Annotated in this window: 16 protein-coding genes and 1 riboswitch; of the genes, 8 read left to right on the top strand and 8 right to left on the bottom strand. The window is 69.6% G+C overall.

Annotation, left to right across the window (positions count from 1 at the left end):
- Positions 1–16 precede the first annotated feature (16 nt).
- Together QSK25_RS24475 and QSK25_RS24470 are read left to right on the top strand one after the other, a co-directional pair.
- Positions 17–466, top strand: a complete 450-nt coding sequence (locus QSK25_RS24475; RefSeq protein ID WP_285641558.1) for an MOSC domain-containing protein — start codon at positions 17–19, stop codon at positions 464–466.
- Positions 463–1,182, top strand: coding sequence for a polysaccharide deacetylase family protein (locus QSK25_RS24470; protein WP_285641556.1), 720 nt, complete (start codon positions 463–465; stop codon positions 1,180–1,182). The genes QSK25_RS24475 and QSK25_RS24470 overlap by 4 nt, the downstream gene beginning before the upstream one ends.
- On the opposite strand, the gene QSK25_RS24465 is transcribed toward QSK25_RS24470, so the two are convergent.
- The gene (locus tag QSK25_RS24465; RefSeq protein ID WP_285641553.1) at positions 1,179–2,051 is read right to left on the bottom strand and encodes an SDR family oxidoreductase; all 873 of its coding nucleotides are present in this window, start codon (positions 2,049–2,051) and stop codon (positions 1,179–1,181) included. The two genes, QSK25_RS24470 and QSK25_RS24465, sit on opposite strands and share 4 nt — an antisense overlap.
- A complete protein-coding gene (locus QSK25_RS24460) occupies positions 2,051–2,776 on the bottom strand; it encodes an SDR family oxidoreductase (RefSeq protein ID WP_285641551.1) in 726 nt (241 codons plus the stop codon). Before QSK25_RS24460 ends, QSK25_RS24465 begins: the two co-directional genes overlap by 1 nt.
- 93 nt (positions 2,777–2,869) lie before the next feature.
- Between QSK25_RS24460 and QSK25_RS24455 the strand changes: the two genes are divergently transcribed.
- The gene (locus tag QSK25_RS24455) at positions 2,870–3,541 is read left to right on the top strand and encodes a TetR/AcrR family transcriptional regulator (protein ID WP_285641549.1); all 672 of its coding nucleotides are present in this window, start codon (positions 2,870–2,872) and stop codon (positions 3,539–3,541) included.
- Between the two features lie 15 nt (positions 3,542–3,556).
- Here QSK25_RS24455 and QSK25_RS24450 read toward each other — a convergent pair whose 3' ends face one another.
- The 3 genes from QSK25_RS24450 to QSK25_RS24440 form a co-directional block, all read right to left on the bottom strand.
- Entirely contained in the window at positions 3,557–4,306 is a 750-nt protein-coding gene (locus QSK25_RS24450; RefSeq protein ID WP_285641547.1) for an NPP1 family protein, read from the bottom strand.
- 160 nt (positions 4,307–4,466) lie between these two features.
- Complete coding sequence (metE, locus tag QSK25_RS24445; RefSeq protein ID WP_285641545.1) at positions 4,467–6,692, bottom strand: 5-methyltetrahydropteroyltriglutamate--homocysteine S-methyltransferase; 2,226 nt, start codon at positions 6,690–6,692, stop codon at positions 4,467–4,469.
- A 111-nt stretch (positions 6,693–6,803) separates the two neighbouring features.
- A riboswitch (cobalamin riboswitch) is annotated at positions 6,804–7,012 on the bottom strand.
- Complete coding sequence (locus QSK25_RS24440; protein ID WP_285641543.1) at positions 7,011–7,580, bottom strand: TetR/AcrR family transcriptional regulator; 570 nt, start codon at positions 7,578–7,580, stop codon at positions 7,011–7,013. Its footprint overlaps the riboswitch before it by 2 nt.
- A 77-nt stretch (positions 7,581–7,657) precedes the next feature.
- On the opposite strand from QSK25_RS24440, the gene QSK25_RS24435 reads away from it, so the two are divergent.
- From QSK25_RS24435 to QSK25_RS24415, 5 genes are read left to right on the top strand one after another with little or no spacing between them, the layout of a single operon-like run.
- The gene (locus QSK25_RS24435; RefSeq protein ID WP_285641541.1) at positions 7,658–8,395 is read left to right on the top strand and encodes an enoyl-CoA hydratase/isomerase family protein; all 738 of its coding nucleotides are present in this window, start codon (positions 7,658–7,660) and stop codon (positions 8,393–8,395) included.
- On the top strand, positions 8,388–9,764 hold the full coding sequence (locus QSK25_RS24430) for an AMP-binding protein (RefSeq protein WP_285641539.1): 1,377 nt from the start codon (positions 8,388–8,390) through the stop codon (positions 9,762–9,764). Before QSK25_RS24435 ends, QSK25_RS24430 begins: the two co-directional genes overlap by 8 nt.
- On the top strand, positions 9,761–10,150 hold the full coding sequence (locus tag QSK25_RS24425) for an acyl-CoA thioesterase (RefSeq protein WP_285641537.1): 390 nt from the start codon (positions 9,761–9,763) through the stop codon (positions 10,148–10,150). The genes QSK25_RS24430 and QSK25_RS24425 overlap by 4 nt, the downstream gene beginning before the upstream one ends.
- Positions 10,147–11,712 carry an amidohydrolase gene (locus QSK25_RS24420; protein ID WP_285641535.1) on the top strand — a complete coding sequence of 522 codons (1,566 nt, stop codon included), beginning with the start codon at positions 10,147–10,149 and terminating at the stop codon, positions 11,710–11,712. Before QSK25_RS24425 ends, QSK25_RS24420 begins: the two co-directional genes overlap by 4 nt.
- Positions 11,700–12,296 carry a GNAT family N-acetyltransferase gene (locus QSK25_RS24415; RefSeq protein ID WP_285641533.1) on the top strand — a complete coding sequence of 199 codons (597 nt, stop codon included), beginning with the start codon at positions 11,700–11,702 and terminating at the stop codon, positions 12,294–12,296. Before QSK25_RS24420 ends, QSK25_RS24415 begins: the two co-directional genes overlap by 13 nt.
- Position 12,297: 1 nt before the next feature.
- Here QSK25_RS24415 and QSK25_RS24410 read toward each other — a convergent pair whose 3' ends face one another.
- The 3 genes from QSK25_RS24410 to QSK25_RS24400 are packed head-to-tail and all read right to left on the bottom strand — an operon-like array spanning position 12,298 to position 14,669.
- The gene (locus QSK25_RS24410; RefSeq protein WP_285641532.1) at positions 12,298–13,146 is read right to left on the bottom strand and encodes a pentapeptide repeat-containing protein; all 849 of its coding nucleotides are present in this window, start codon (positions 13,144–13,146) and stop codon (positions 12,298–12,300) included.
- Between the two features lie 33 nt (positions 13,147–13,179).
- Entirely contained in the window at positions 13,180–14,199 is a 1,020-nt protein-coding gene (locus QSK25_RS24405) for a hypothetical protein (RefSeq protein ID WP_285641531.1), read from the bottom strand.
- A gap of 2 nt (positions 14,200–14,201) precedes the next feature.
- Entirely contained in the window at positions 14,202–14,669 is a 468-nt protein-coding gene (locus QSK25_RS24400; protein ID WP_285641530.1) for a hypothetical protein, read from the bottom strand.
- Between the last annotated feature and the right edge of the window lie 116 nt (positions 14,670–14,785).

Raw genomic sequence — 14,785 nt, 5'->3', positions numbered from 1 at the left:
GTTGCACGTTTCCGCCGTGCACGCGTTCGAGGGTCGTCCGCTGGACGGCCCTCGAGCCGATCCCGGGCCTGTCTCCCGGTCGTGCGCCGAGGTCCGGGCTCGGCTGGGGATCGTGGGGGACCGGTACTTCAACCAGGCCGCCCACCGGAACGCGGCGGTCACGTTCCTCTCGGCCGAATCGCTGGAACCCTGGGGAGTGGATCCCCTGGTGGCTCGGCGGAACGTCGTCGTGCGCGGGTTCGACGTGGATTCGCTGGCCCGGGGGACCGTGTTCAGCCTCGATTCCGGGGACGGGCCGGTTCGGTTCGAGGTCGGGCGGCCGGCTCACCCCTGTGCGTGGATGGACCAGGTGATCGCTCCCGGGGCCTTCAAGGGGTTGCGGGGGCGTGGAGGGGTTCGGTGCGTGCCGTTGGACGACGGGGTGCTGCGCACCGGGAAATCCATCCTGGTCGTGGTGAGCGCATGAAGTGGTTGCGCCGCAAGTCGACGATCGTCGTCGCGGTGAGCCTCGCCTCGCTGCTGGTCGTCGCGGGCTCTCTGCGGAACATCGCCAGTTCCCGCACGTACCAGTTCTTCGGCACACTGGTCGACCGGGTCGAGACCGACGACAGGGTCGTGGCCCTCACCTTCGACGACGGCCCCGACCCCGCCGGCACCCGGCAGGTGCTGGACCTGCTGGAGGCCGAAGGCGTTCCGGCGACGTTCTTCCTGATGGGCCGCGACCTGGCCGCGCACCCCGAGCTGGGGAAGAAGATCGCCGAGGCGGGGCACGAGATCGGCAACCACACCTTCAACCACCAGCGGATGATCGGCGTCAGCTCCGCCACCGTGGCGAAGGAGATCGAGGACACGGACGCGGAGATCCGCAAGACCGGGTACCAGGGGACCGTCAACTTCCGGCCTCCCAACGGCAAGAAGCTGTTCGCGCTGCCCCGGTACCTGGAGCGGCACGACCGGACCACGGTCATGTGGGACGTGGAACCGGATTCCGCGGGTTCGCCCACCGCGCAGGAGATCTCCCAGCAGACGCTCGAGGAGACCACTCCAGGTTCGATCATCCTGCTGCACCCCATGTACGGGTCGCGGGACCAGACGCGTCAGGCGCTCAAGCCGATCATCGTCGGACTCAAGGAGCGCGGGTACCGGTTCCTGACGGTGTCCGCGCTCCTCGCCGGGCGTTAGACCAGGTCGGCCAGTCCGACTCGGCGCAGGAACTCGCCGCGGACCCGGTCGGCCACCGCGTTCACCACTTCCGCGCCGTCCTCGGAGGGGTCCACGTGCACCCGGAACGGGGGCTTCTCCGCGTCGACCACGTCCACGATCGCGTCGGCCACCGCGCCCACGTCCGCCCACGACGGCTCCAGTTCTGCCAGGCGGCCTCCCAGTTGGTCCATCAGGCCGGGGTAGAACTCCTCGTACTCGGCGGCCCTCGAGGTGTCCGCCGGGGTGCCGCTGTGGGCGAAGTGGTTGGTGCCGTGGGTGAAGGCGCCCGGGACGACGATGGTGGTCTCGATGCCGAACCTCAGCAACTCGGCCCGGTAGGAGACGGCCACCGCGTCCATGGCCGCCTTGGCGGCGAAGTACGGGGCCAGGTAGGGCGGGGTGCCGCCGCGCGTCGAGCTGGAGCCGACCCAGACGACGTGGCCCGAGTGCCGGCCGCGCAGGTGGGGCAGGGCCGCGCGGTTCACGCGTTGGGTGCCCAGGACGTTGACGTCGTAGAGGTCCGCGTACTGCTCCGGGGTGAAGGCCTCGGCCGGTCCGGTGACCATGTGGCCCGCGTTGTGGACCACCACGTCGATCCTGCCCTGTGCCAGGACGATCGTGCCGATCGCGGCGTCGGCGGACCCCTGGGACTGGACGTCGAGTTCCACGGCGTGCACGTCGGCCCCGGTGTCCGCGCCGAACGCCTTGAGGTCGGTGACCGCCCGGGCGTTGCGGCCCTCGGTGTCCCGCATGCCCGCGTAGACGGTGTGGCCCGCCAGGGCCAGCCTGCGGACCGCCAGCGCGCCGAAGCCGCTGGACGCTCCCGTGACGACGATGACCTTGCCCATCAGATGATGCCTCCGTTCGCACGGATGGTCTGGCCGTTGACCCAGCGGGCCGGGCCGGCGAGGAAGGAGATGACCTCGGCGATGTCCTCGCCCTGGCCGAGGCGCTCGAGCGGCGGCTGCTTCGCGAGGGTGTCGATCGTGGCCTGGTCCTTGCCGTCCAGGAACAGGTCGGTGGCCGTGGGGCCGGGGGCGACCGTGTTCACGGTGATGTCGCGGCCGCGCAGTTCGCGGGCGAGGATCAGGGTGAGGGCCTCGACGCCGCCCTTCGACATCGCATAGGCGCCGTACTGCGGGAAGCGCAGGCCCACGACCGAGGACGAGATGGTGATGATCGCGCCACCGTTGCGCAGCCTGCGAGCGGCCTGCTGACCGATGACGAACGTGCCGCGGGCGTTGGTGCGCATGATCTTGTCGAACGTGTCGAGGTCCATGTCCGCGACGGTGCCCAGCGGCATGATGCCCGCCGAGTTCACGACGACGTCCACGCCGCCGTAGGTGTCCTCGGCCAGCTGGAACGCGGCGGCCACGGCGTCCTCGTCGCCGACGTCACCCTGCTGGGCGATGGCCTGGCCACCTCTGGCCTCGATGCCGGCGACGACCTCGTCGGCGGCGGTCTTGTTGCCGGCGTAGACGATGACGACGGCCTGTCCGTCGGCGGCGAGACGTTCGGCGGCTGCCCGTCCGATGCCCCTGGAACCGCCGGTGACGATCGCAACGCGAGTCATGTCGAAGCTCCTAGCTGGTGTTTCCGGTGTTATGGAACAGACGGTAGCACTGATATCGTATCAGTGCTACCGCTGATGTGTTATCGTCGATAAATGGACACGAGGGAGCGTCTGGTGAAGGCCGCGGCCGACCTGCTGATCGAAGGTGGCAAGGAAGCGGTCTCCACGCGCGCCGTCGCGGCCGCGGCGGGTGTGCAGGCGCCCACGCTGTACCGGCTGTTCGGTGACAAGGACGGGCTGCTCGACGCGGTGGCGGGGTACGGGTTCGCCGACTACCTGGCGTCGAAGCACGCGATGGGGGCCACCGACGACCCGGTGGGCGACCTGAAGCGGGGCATGGAACTGCACATCGGCTTCGGTCTCGCGATGCCGGCGTTCTACCTGCTGATGTACGGCGAGCCGCGCAAGCGCGCGGCGCGGCTGGAGGCGGACGCGATGCTGCGCGAGATCATCAGCCGCATCGCGTCGGCGGGCCGGTTGGCGGTCCCCGTCGAGCAGGCGGCGCAGTTCGTGCACGCGGCCGGCATGGGCGTCGTGCTGGCGCTGATCGCGACGCCGGAGGACGAGCGCGACCTGAGCCTGATCCCGTTCACGCAGGAGAAGGTCATCGCGGCGATCACGACGGACGCCGCGCCCGAGGAGTCGACGGACATCCCGAGCCGGGCGATCGCGTTGCGGACGGCGATGCAGGAGGACCCGCCCCTGATGCTGTCGCCGGCGGAGCGGGTCCTCCTGGCCGAGTGGCTCGACCGGGTCGCGAAGTAGGTCAGGCGGCCGAGGTCACGCGTTCGGGTCGAACGGGATGCCCGCCGGCTTCGAGATGCTCAGGTTGTGGTTGAACGCGCTGTCCTTGATCGCCAGGGACGCGCTGCCGAAGTTCGCGTTCACGAGCTTGTCGCGCACCCCGGCCGGGAAGCGGTCCCAGCTGACCAGGTCGGGGTACTGGTAGACCCCGTAGTGGTTCTCCGCCTGCTCGTTGTAGTTCGCGAGCCGGAAGCAGTGCGTGCTGGCGCCGTCCTTGTGGTAGATGATCTTCGGGTGGGTGCCTTCCCACTGCACGTTCGCGCGCGGGTGCACCTTGTACTTGCCGTGCTCCGACGTCGCCACGTACTGCGCCACGTCGTTCTGCGCCCACACGACCACGTGCTCGATGTCGTGGCGGTGGCCGCAGCAGTCCAGGAACGGAACGGCCTGGTCCTTCTCGAAGTACAGGTCGTACAGGTAGGCGCACCAGCCGTTGTTGCACTTGGAACGGCTGTACGAGTTGGTGTTGTCCAGGTCTGCCTTGTCGTGGCAGTCGCCGTAGAGCTGGCCCGAGTTCTTCAGGCCGGGCGCGATGTCACCGTTGGGTGAGATCGCCGGCGTGGGGTAGCAGCCGTCGCCGTCGTAGTCGAACGCCGGCTGCCACTTGCCGTCGGCCTCCTCGTAGTTGGCGGGGATGGCCTGGGGCGGGGCGGCGAACGCGACGCCCGGGACCAGTGCGGTGAGCAGCAGGGCACCGGCGAACGCGGACAGGAGCTTCTTCCTCAACAGAGGCCTCCGGGGGTGCAGGGGGAGCTAGAGAGGCTTGCGAGGCAGACGGTGGTATATGAACCACCTTCACGTCTAGGTGCTTCGCCAAATCTTTGCCGTACCGGGAAATTCACAGCCCTGGGACGGAATCGATCACGTCCCAGGGCTGCTCGCCTCGTTACCGCAGGTCGGCGCGCACCCGGTGGGCCGCCGCGACCAGGTTGCGCAACGCGGGCTCCACTTCGGCGTAACCGCGCGTCTTCAAGCCGCAGTCGGGGTTGATCCACAAACGTTCACCTGGCACCGCCCGCACCGCCTCGGTGATCAGCGCGACGACGTCGTCCTCGGCCGGCACCAGCGGCGAGTGGATGTCGTAGACGCCGGGACCGATGCCGCGCGGGAAGTCCAGCCCCTCCAGGATCTCCATCTTGGACCGGGCCGCCTCGATCGTCGTGACGTCGGCGTCGAGGTCGGAGATCGCGCCGATCACCTCGCCGAACTCCGAGTAGCACAGGTGCGTGTGGACCTGCGTGCCCGTCGCCGCGCCGGAGGTGGCGAGCCGGAACGCGCCGACCGACCACTCCAGGTAGCTCGCCTGGTCCTTCTCCCGCAACGGGAGCAGCTCCCGCAACGCCGGTTCGTCGACCTGGACGATCCGGATCCCGGCGGCCTCCAGGTCGCGGATCTCGTCCCGCAGCGCCAGCGCCACCTGGGCGGCGGTGTCGGCGAGCGGCTGGTCGTCGCGCACGAACGACCACGCGAGGATCGTGACCGGGCCGGTCAGCATGCCCTTGACCGGCTTGGCCGTGAGCGACTGCGCATAGGCGCTCCACGCGACCGTCATCGGTGCCGGGCGGGAGACGTCGCCGTGGATGATCGGCGGCCGCACGCACCGCGACCCGTAGGACTGCACCCAGCCGAACTCCGTGCCGGCGAAGCCTTCCAGGTGCTCGGCGAAGTACTGGACCATGTCGTTGCGCTCGGGCTCGCCGTGCACCAGCACGTCCAGGCCGATGTCCTCCTGCAGGTCGATCACGCGCGCGATCTCGTCCCGCATCTGCCGCCCGTACTCGTCCTCGGTGATCTCGGCCCTGCGGACGGCGGCGCGGGCCCTGCGGATGTCGCCCGTTTGCGGGAACGACCCGATCGTCGTGGTCGCGAGCGGCGGCAGGCCGAGGTGTTCCTGTTGGGCGGCAGCGCGTTCCTCGTACGGCGCGCGAGTGCGGTGCTCGGGCCCGAGCGCCTCGATGCGCGCCCGGACGTGGTCGTCCCGGCGCGGGCGCGGCGGGTCGTGCTTCGCCTCGTCGGCCCACGCTCCGTCGGCGCCGTCGCGCAATGCGTTGCCCAGCACCACGATCTCGCGGACCTTCTGCCGCGCGAACGCCAGCCGTGCCCGGACGTCCGGGGAAAGCGACTCGGCGTCCAGGTCGTACGGCACGTGCAGCAGCGTGGAGGACGACGAGACGACGACCTCCCGGGCGGAACCCAGCAGTGAGGCGGCTTTCGCGAGTGCGGCGTGCAGGTCGGTGCGCCAGACGTTGCGGCCGTCGACCAGTCCGGCGACGAGGACCTTGTCGCGCATCGCGGGGATCGTGACCGGGGCGTCCGGCGCGCTGACGAGGTCGACGCCGATCGCCTCGACCTGCGACTCCGCCAGGATCCCGAACGCCTCGCCGAGGTCGCCGTAGTAGCCGGTGACCAGCAGCTCCGGCCGTCCGGGCAGGCCGCCCAGCGTCCGGTAGGCGCGGCGCAGGGCGTCCAGTTCGGCGGGGGAGCGGTCGGCGGCGAACGCCGGTTCGTCGAGTTGCACCCACTCGACGCCCTCGACGCGCAGCCTGCCGAGCAGTTCGACGTAGGCCTCCACCAGGCGGTCCAGCAACGCGATCGGTTCGAAGCCGGGGACCGTGCCCTTGGCCAGCAGCAGGTAGGTGACCGGGCCGAGCAGCACCGGCCTGGTGGTGACGCCGAGGTCGCGCGCCTCGCGGTACTCGGCGAGCGGCTTGTCGCCCGCCAGCCGGAACTCGGTGTCCGGTCCCAGTTCCGGGACCAGGTAGTGGTAGTTGGTGTCGAACCACTTGGTCAGTTCGAGGGCCGCGGCGCCGTCGCGGCCCCTGGCCGCCGCGAAGTAGGTGTCCAGTTCGGACAGTCCCAGGTCGCGGAAGCGCGGGGGGATCGCGCCGAACAGCTGGGTGGTGTCGAGCACCTGGTCGTAGAACGAGAAGGTGTTCGACGGGATGGAGTCCAGTTCGGACAGTTCGGCCCAGGTGCCGGCGCGGAGTTCGCGTGCGGTCCGCTGGAGGGCGGCTTCGTCGATGCTGCCCGCCCAGTACTGCTCGACGGCGCGCTTGAGTTCACGCTTCGGGCCGATCCGGGGGTAACCGAACACGGTGCTGCCGATGGTCACAGGCTCTCTCCTCGCGAGCGTGCGGGAGCACCGGAACTCACGGGAGAGCGCGAGGCAGCACGAAGCCTGCCCGTCAGCCCGCCCGAGAGGCTCCGGAGCAGCGCGCACCGGGTGGTGCGCGCACCTGCGGCAGGTCTTCGGACTCGTGGGCGCCGTGCGTTCGCCTACCGGCCGTCGCTTCCCAGGTCTCGTGGAGACCCAGTGCTTTCCTGACGGCTTTCGTTCCCACTCACCGCTGCGGGGCAGTCCCGGATTCGCACCGGGTTCCCTTTTGCTCCACCCGGAACGAGCCCGGGTGAACCGCTGGCGTGATCGAGACTAGCGGGCCGCGCCCAGCATGCCCAGCGCCATCGCCCCGTACTGGATGGTGAGATCCCTCAACCCCAGCGGCCCGTCCGGCGAGTACCACCGCGACACCCCGCTGCACATCTCCAGCAACGCGAGCCGTGCGACGCTCGGCTCGGCGACGTGGAGTTTCCCGGCATTCACGCCGTCGGCGATCGCGTCCTGCCAGATCTGCTCGTAGCGGTCGCGCAACGCCACGACCTCCGCGCGCCGCTCACCCGTCAACGCCCGCATCTCGCCGTCCACGACCGCGGTCTCGCGCGGTTTCCCGGCGTGCGCGCGGACGTGCATCTCCACCAGCGAGACGAGCCGGTCCGTCTCGTCCGGTGTGCTCCCGGCGATCGCTTCGGCCGCCGTGATCAGCTCGGTGAGGCTGGTGCGCATGATGCCGACCAGCAGGTCTTCCTTGGTGCCCATGTAGTGGTAGAGCGTCGCGGACGAGAGCCCGGCGGCCTGCGCGAGGTCGCGGATGCCGGTGCCGTGGAAGCCGCGTTCGGCGAACAACCGCACGGCGGCCTCGCGGACCCGTTCCTCCGTCGTCATCGGTTGCCTCCTCTTGACCGGCTGTTCGCGGTCACTCTAGCTTGGGGCCCGATCGATCGATCGATCGAAGGGGAGCGATGACCGTCGACTACGCGTGCCACAAGGGTGTGGCCGTGCTGCACCTGAACCGTCCGGAACGGCTGAACGCCGTGGTCCCGGCCCTGGTGGACGACCTGCTGGCGGCGTTCGCGCGGGCCGGCTCGGAGGCCCGTGCCGTCGTGCTGGCGGGGCGCGGGCGGGCGTTCTGCGCCGGGCACGACCTCAAGGAACCGCTGCCGGTCGAGAGCGTGCTGGAGACGCGGGCGCGGCTGGAGCGCATCCAGGACGTGACGCGGGCCGTGCGGGACTTCCCGGGCGTGGTGATCGCGGCGGTGCACGGCTACGCGCTCGGGGCCGGCTGCGAGTTCGCGCTGGGCTGCGACCTGGTGGTCGCGCACGAGGACGCGCAGTTCGGGTTCCCCGAGGTCGGTGTGGGGTTGAGCGTGACCGGGGGGATCTCCGCGCTGCTGCCCAGGATGGTCGGGCTGCCGCGCGCCAAGGAGCTCCTGCTGCTGGGCGAACGGGTTCCGGCCGCGCGCGCCCACTCGTGGGGGCTGATCAACCGGGTGACGTCCGACCACGAGAAGACGGCGCTGGAGTTGGCCCGTGAGCTGGCTTCGCGGCCGCCGGTCGCCGTGTCGCTGGCCAAGCGCGTGCTGGACCTCGGTGCGGACGCCTCACTGGAGACCGCGCTGGCGACCGAGGTCGATCACGCGATCCTGACCAGCCTGTCCGGGGAGAACGAGGCGCCGCGCGAGGAGTTCGGCCGTGGCTGACCTCCTGTCGGCGCTGCGCACGGCCGTGACGAGGTGGCCGGGCAAGGTCGCGTGGACGTTCGACCCGGGCGGCTCGTTCACGTTCGCGGAGATCGACCGGCTGTCCGACGGGTACGCGCAGGCGTTGCGGGACAGGGGCATCCGCGCGGGGGACCGGGTCGCGATCATGCTCCGCACCGTGCCGGAGTTCCCGCTGGTCTGGTTCGCGCTGGTCAAGCTCGGGGCCACGGCCGTGCCGCTGAACGTCAAGTACCGCTCGGCCGACGCGGGGCACGTGTTGCGGACCGCTGAGGTGGTGGCGGTGGTGAGCACGGAGGAGTTCCGGCCGTTGCTCGCCGCCCAGGTGGTGCACCACGTCGAGGAACTGGAGCCCGTCGCGGGGTTCGTGCAGGGGCCGGTGTCCGCGCCGGTCAGCCTCCAGTTCACCTCGGGCACCACCGGGAAGCCGAAAGCCTGCGTGCTGTCGCATTCCTACTGGATGACGCTCGGCGGCAGCCTGGTCGAACACTTCCCGCACCTGACGTTCGATGATGTGATGCTCACGGCGCAACCGTTCCACTACATCGATCCACAATGGAACGTGGTGGCCGCCATGCTGGCGGGCGCGCATCTCGTGGTGCTGGACGGCTTCCACCCGTCGTCGTTCTGGGCGAAGGTGCGTGAGCACCGCGTCACCTACTTCTACTGCCTCGGCGCGATGCCGACGTTGCTGTTGCGCATGCCCGCGGATCCGTTGGACCGCGAGCATTCCGTGCGGGTGGTGCAGGCCTCCGCGATTCCGCCCACCTTGCACGCTCAGTTGGAGGAACGCTGGGGTGTCGGCTGGTTCGAGGCGTTCGGCATGACCGAGACCGGTGCCGACCTGCGGATCACGGCTTCGGACCACGACAGGTTCGTCGGCACCGGCTGCCTCGGACTGCCCGCACCGCACCGCGAGGCCAAGGTCGTCGACGGCGAACTGTGGTTGCGCGGCCCGGGGATGATGGACGGCTACCTCGGCCTGCCCTCGCCGTTCCACGACGGCTGGTTCCGCACCGGCGACCTCGCCCGGATGGAGGACGGCCGCGTCTACCACCTGGGGCGCAGCAAGGACATGATCCGGCGCGGCGGCGAGAACGTGGCGGCGCACGAGGTCGAGGAGGTGCTGATGGCGCACCCCGCGGTGCGCCTCGCTGCCGTGATCGGCGTGCCGGACGAGATCCGCGGTGAGGAGGTGAAAGCGTTCGTGGTCGGGGAGATCACCGATCGGGAACTGGCCGAGTACTGCGCGGAAAGGCTGGCGTCGTTCAAGGTTCCGCGTTTCTGGGAGTTCCGCGAGGACCTACCGCGCACCCCTTCCGAGCGCGTCGCCAAGGAGCAGCTGCGGTGAGCTTCCACTTCGAGAGCCCTGTCTACTTCGACGAGCTGGACCTCAACGGCACGCTGCACAACTCGCGCTTCGCCCTGCACGTCGAACGCGCCCAGTCGGCTCTGTTCGAGTCGATGGGGTTCGGCTGGTCCACCTACGCCGACCGCGACCCGGACCTGAACTACGTGGTGAAGGAACTGCACATCGAGTTCACCGCGGCCTTCACCGCGCCTGGCGTGTTACCGGTGGAGATCACCGCCGACCGCATCGGCACCACCAGTGCCCGTTACGGCTTCCGCTGCGGCCGGTACGCCTTGGGCTACCGGGTGATCGTCAAGCTGGGCGCCGACGGCCGTCCCGCGCCCTGGAGCGACTGGTACCGCATGGCCTTCGAAGGGCTCTCATGATCAAGGCAGACCTGCTGCTCACCAACGCCGAGTTCGTCACCCTGGACTCGCCCGCCTCCGCGGTGGCCGTGCTGGGCGACCGGATCGTGGCGTTGGAGGAGGTCCCGGCCCGTGAGGTGATCGACCTCGGCGGCGCGGTCGTCACCCCGGGCTTCCACGACGCCCACAATCACATGGCGTGGTTCGGCCTGACACTGTCCGAAGTGGACTGCCGGGTCACCGGTCTGGGAGACCTGTACGCGGCGGTGGAGGCCGCGCCGGACGGCGAGTGGGTCGTCGGCTTCGGCTACGACCAGAACAAGTGCGGCGGCCACCCCACCCGCGACGGCCTCGACCGCGTGGCGCGCGGCCGCAAGGTGTGGATCAAGCACACGTCCGGCCACATGTGCGTGGTCAACACGCCGGTCCTGGAAGCGTTGGGGCTGGCGGACTCCGCGGTCGAGGTCTCCGGCGGCCTGGTGGTGACCGACGTGCAGGGCAGGCCCACCGGGTTGTTGCAGGAGCAGGCCCAGCAGCTCGTCACCCCGCTGGTACTGCCGTACCCCGTCGACACGCTGGTCGACGCGATCGACCGAGCGGGCCGCGTGTACCTGGGCGAGGGCATCACGAGCTGCGTCGAGGCGGGCATCGGCGGCGGCTGGATCGGCAAGTCCCCGGTGGAACTGGAGGCGTACCACCGCGCCCGTGAGCAGGGCCGCCTGCACGTCCGGGTCGAGCTCATGGTCGCCGCCGACGCGTTGCACGAGGTGGTCGAACTGGGCCTCGGCCTGGACCTGGGCCTGCGCACCGGCTTCGGCGACGACTGGCTGCGCATCGGCCCCACCAAGATCTTCTCCGACGGCTCCCTGATCGGCCACACCGCCGCGATGTGCCACGACTTCGCCGACACCCCGGGCAACCACGGCTACCTCCAGGGCGACCCGGAGTCGTTGCGGCAGCAGATCATCGCCGCCCACCGCGCGGGCTGGCGCGTGGCCACCCACGCCATCGGCGACGCCGCCGTCGACCTGGTCCTGGACGCCTACGAGGAAGCCCAGCGCCGGTTCCCGCGCCCCGACCCCCGCCACCGCGTCGAACACTTCGGCGTCTCCCGCCCCGACCAGGTCACCCGAGCCGCGCGGCTGGGCGTGATCCCCGTGCCCCAAGGCCGTTTCGTCAACGAGATCGGCGACGGCATGCTGCGCGCGCTGGGCCCGGAGCGTTCGGCGTGGGCCTACCGCCAACGCTCACTGCTGGACGCCGGACTCACGGTCCCCGGCAGCTCGGACCGCCCGGTCGTCGCCGGAGCCCCGTTGCTGGGCATGCACGACATGGTCAACCGGCGGACGTCCTCCGGCGCCGAGTTCACCGCGGCCGAGGCCGTCACGGGCCTGGAAGCGTTGCGCGCCTTCACCCACGGCTCCGCCTACGCCTCGAAGCAGGAGCACCTGAAAGGAACGCTGTCGGTGGGCAAACTGGCCGACCTGGTCGTCCTCTCCGGCAACCCGGTGACGACGGACCGCATCAAGGACATCCGAGTGCTGCGCACGATGGTGGGGGGACAGTTCCGATGGAGCTCGTAGCCGCGTCGACCCTGACACCGGCCGAACTGGCGGCCGTGGAACAGATCTACCACGACGGCTTCGCACCGCACCTGCGCGCGTCGTTCGACGACCTCCTGGCCGACACCGCCCTGGTGCTGGTGGACGGCAAGCCGCTGGGGCTGGCCGTCCTGCGGGTGCTGGGCGACACCGGCTGGGTCTACCTGCGCTACTTCACCGTGGGGGAGAAGGGCAAAGGCCTCGGCGAACACCTCTGGACCCACCTGCGCACCGCCATGACCGACGCCGGCCACACCCGCATCGTCTACGACGTCGAAGACCCGGCCCAGCACGGCATCGACCAGACCGAGGAACGGATCCGGCGCCGCCGCATCGAGTTCTACCGCCGCCTCGGCGCCGTGCTGCTGCCGGTCAACGGCTACCTGCCGCCCCAGGGCAGCGCCGGCTACCCGATGTTGCTGATGGCCGCCGACTACGTCGAGCAGACCCCGGCGGCGGCCGACGACCTCGAACGCATCGTGGTCGCGGTCTACGAACACCGCTACGGGGTGGCACCTTCGGACCCGGTGGTGGCACGGACGCTCAGGCTCAGCGGGGTCAGCTGACTCAGGAAGGGCAGGCGGTCGGCACGACCGAGGCAGAGGTGGGCCACACCTTCGCCGTGCCGATCCCACCGGTGGGCACGACCACGTCCTCGACGGCGGCGCCAGACGCGTCGAGGCCGTTCATCGCGGCGCCGGTGAAGTTCGCGCCGCGCAGACAGGTGTTGGTGAGGACGGCGTTCCGCAGGTCCGCGCCGGTGAAGTCGACACCGCGCAGGTCCGCGCCGCTCAGCCGAGCACCTTGCAGGTTGGCTCCCCTGAGGTCGGCTCCCGCGAGTTTCGCGTCCTCCAGCACCGCCTTCTCGAACGAGGCGCCGGCCGCACTCGCTCCGTGAAGTCGGGCACCCCGCAGGTTCTGCTCGTGCAGATCGATGCCCACGAGCGATGCGCCCGGTGCGGGCGAGGTCCGGAGGCTCTCCGCGGACGGCAGGTCGCGTGCCCGCGTGCTGGACAGCGCGCCGGCGGGTTTGTCGCTCAGCAGCCCGAACTGACCCGCGATCACCGCGGCGCCGACCAGGACGCACGCCACCAGAGCCAACGGCAGCAACCACTGCTGCGGCACGCCGTCGTTGCGGGCACTGGTGAACAGGGCCAGCCCGGCGATGACGATCACACCGGCGGTCACCATCCCGAGCACTCCGGCGAGCTGGCTGAAGAACGCCATCGAGGTGATGACGAGAATCGGCCACGCCCACATCCAGCGTTCGAGTCCGGACACCTTCTTCTCCGGCTTCGTCGGGGCTTCTGCGACGGGTGCGGGAGCAGGGGGTCGCTGTCGTTGCCGGACCTCGGTCGGACGCGCGGCATCGGGAGGTGTACCGGCGTACTGGGCGGGGTCGTCGTTGGAGGCCACGGAGGCATCGTGTCAGGCCCGTGGGCCGAACGGTCACTCCTCTTCCTTCGGCGCGGGGGAGAAGTTGAACAGAGCTTGGTCGAGTGTGACCGGCGGGTCCTCGTAACGGAGCGACGCGTCGGCGGAGAACTCGAAGATCTTCATCAGTGTCGCGTTCATCTGCCTCTCCTCTTCGGTTGACCCGGGCTGTTTCAAGCCCATCCGCCGATAGAGTTCGAACCGGCTCAGGTCGACGAGAACGGCCAGACTCGTGCCGTACTCGTGGGCCAGCGCAACGGCCCCGCGATAAGCGAGGTAGGCGACGGAGTAGGGCACGAGCGCCAGCAGCAGCCAGAAGCCGTGCCTGCTCATGACCACCAGCGTGACCGCTGTCCCGAGGAATGCCATCAACGACGTGCGGAGCGCGAGTTCGAGTTGGACGCGCTGGTTCTGCACGTAGGCGACCTCCTGCTCGCTGCCCACCATCGCGAGCCGGGGGACGGCGGCGAGAGGATCGATCAGGTACGACCTGCCAGCCAGCCGCTCGTAGCGGCGCAGCACGTTGCCGAGCCGAGTGGGGAGGATGTCGCGTGCCTCCGGATACGACGAAGCTTCTCTGCTCGTCTCGTTCGCGACAATCGCCGCACGGATCAAGTGCGAACCGGCTGTCCTGCGCTCCAGCATGTGACGGCCCGAAGCCTCGAGCCGGCTGTTGGCCTCCTGTTTCGATTGCTTCAACGCGAAGAGTCGTCGTCGATGGTGCGCCGTTCGCAGAGTCGCCAGTGCGATGCCCAGAGCCGAAGTGCCCCAGTACCCCTCGAAGAGCTGGATCAGAGGGAATTGCAACGGGTTCAACGCGAGCGCGAGAGCCAGCGCGAAGAGGCCGGCGAGCAGTACGCCGTACCAGGGCATGTCGCCGATCGCTGACCAGCGCACGTGCTCTGACCAGCCGGCCTGGACGATCACGCAGGCGTAGGTCGTGAGCAGAGCCGCAGGCAACGCGCTGACCACGGTGAAGTAGCGGCCCACCTTGCCCGCTCCGGAGGTGATCGTGCCAACCACGCTCGCGGCCATCGTCACCTCCTCGGTTGAGGTCTTCCGCACGCCTCACAGATTGCTTCGGGGCTGAGATCGGAGAACCGGACGTAGCCTGAACGGCAGTCGGTGCAGTACGGCTTTTTGGAGAGGTAGAAGCTGTGTGGTTGCGGACCGCCGCACACGAGCTCGATCCCTTTCTGCTCTGCAGCCCAGTACTCGCAGTCTGGGCAACTCGGACCGATGAAGTAGTGGCCGTACTCGCATTCCCACTCCCAGTCGCCTGTGGCGTACCGGAGCGCGAGTTTCTTGCACCCGCGCTGCTTGCAGGGGCCTATGAGAAACCAGCCGTCGTCGGGGCAACAGGCGCTACGCGAAGTCCAGCCCTCGATCTCGTTGCCACATCTCAGACAAGGCCACCAGGCTCCCGGTTGCATGTTGTAGCCCGCCGCTCTCCAGCCGGGGACGTGAACCAGGAGAGCGGTGATGAGCAGCCGGGTCAACCTCACAGGCAGCTCACCCCCTGCGTTCGAGTCAGACAAGGCTAGGGCCGCAGACGGCCCCTGTCACCGGATTGCGCGACAACCCATGGCATTCGAGGTCAAACGGTCACCCGATCGGCGCC

The organism is Lentzea sp. NBRC 102530 (assembly GCF_030269365.1).
Taxonomy (GTDB): domain Bacteria; phylum Actinomycetota; class Actinomycetes; order Mycobacteriales; family Pseudonocardiaceae; genus Lentzea.
The sequence above is the reverse complement of the archived record's forward strand: the minus strand, read 5'-3'. Positions and strand labels throughout refer to the sequence as shown.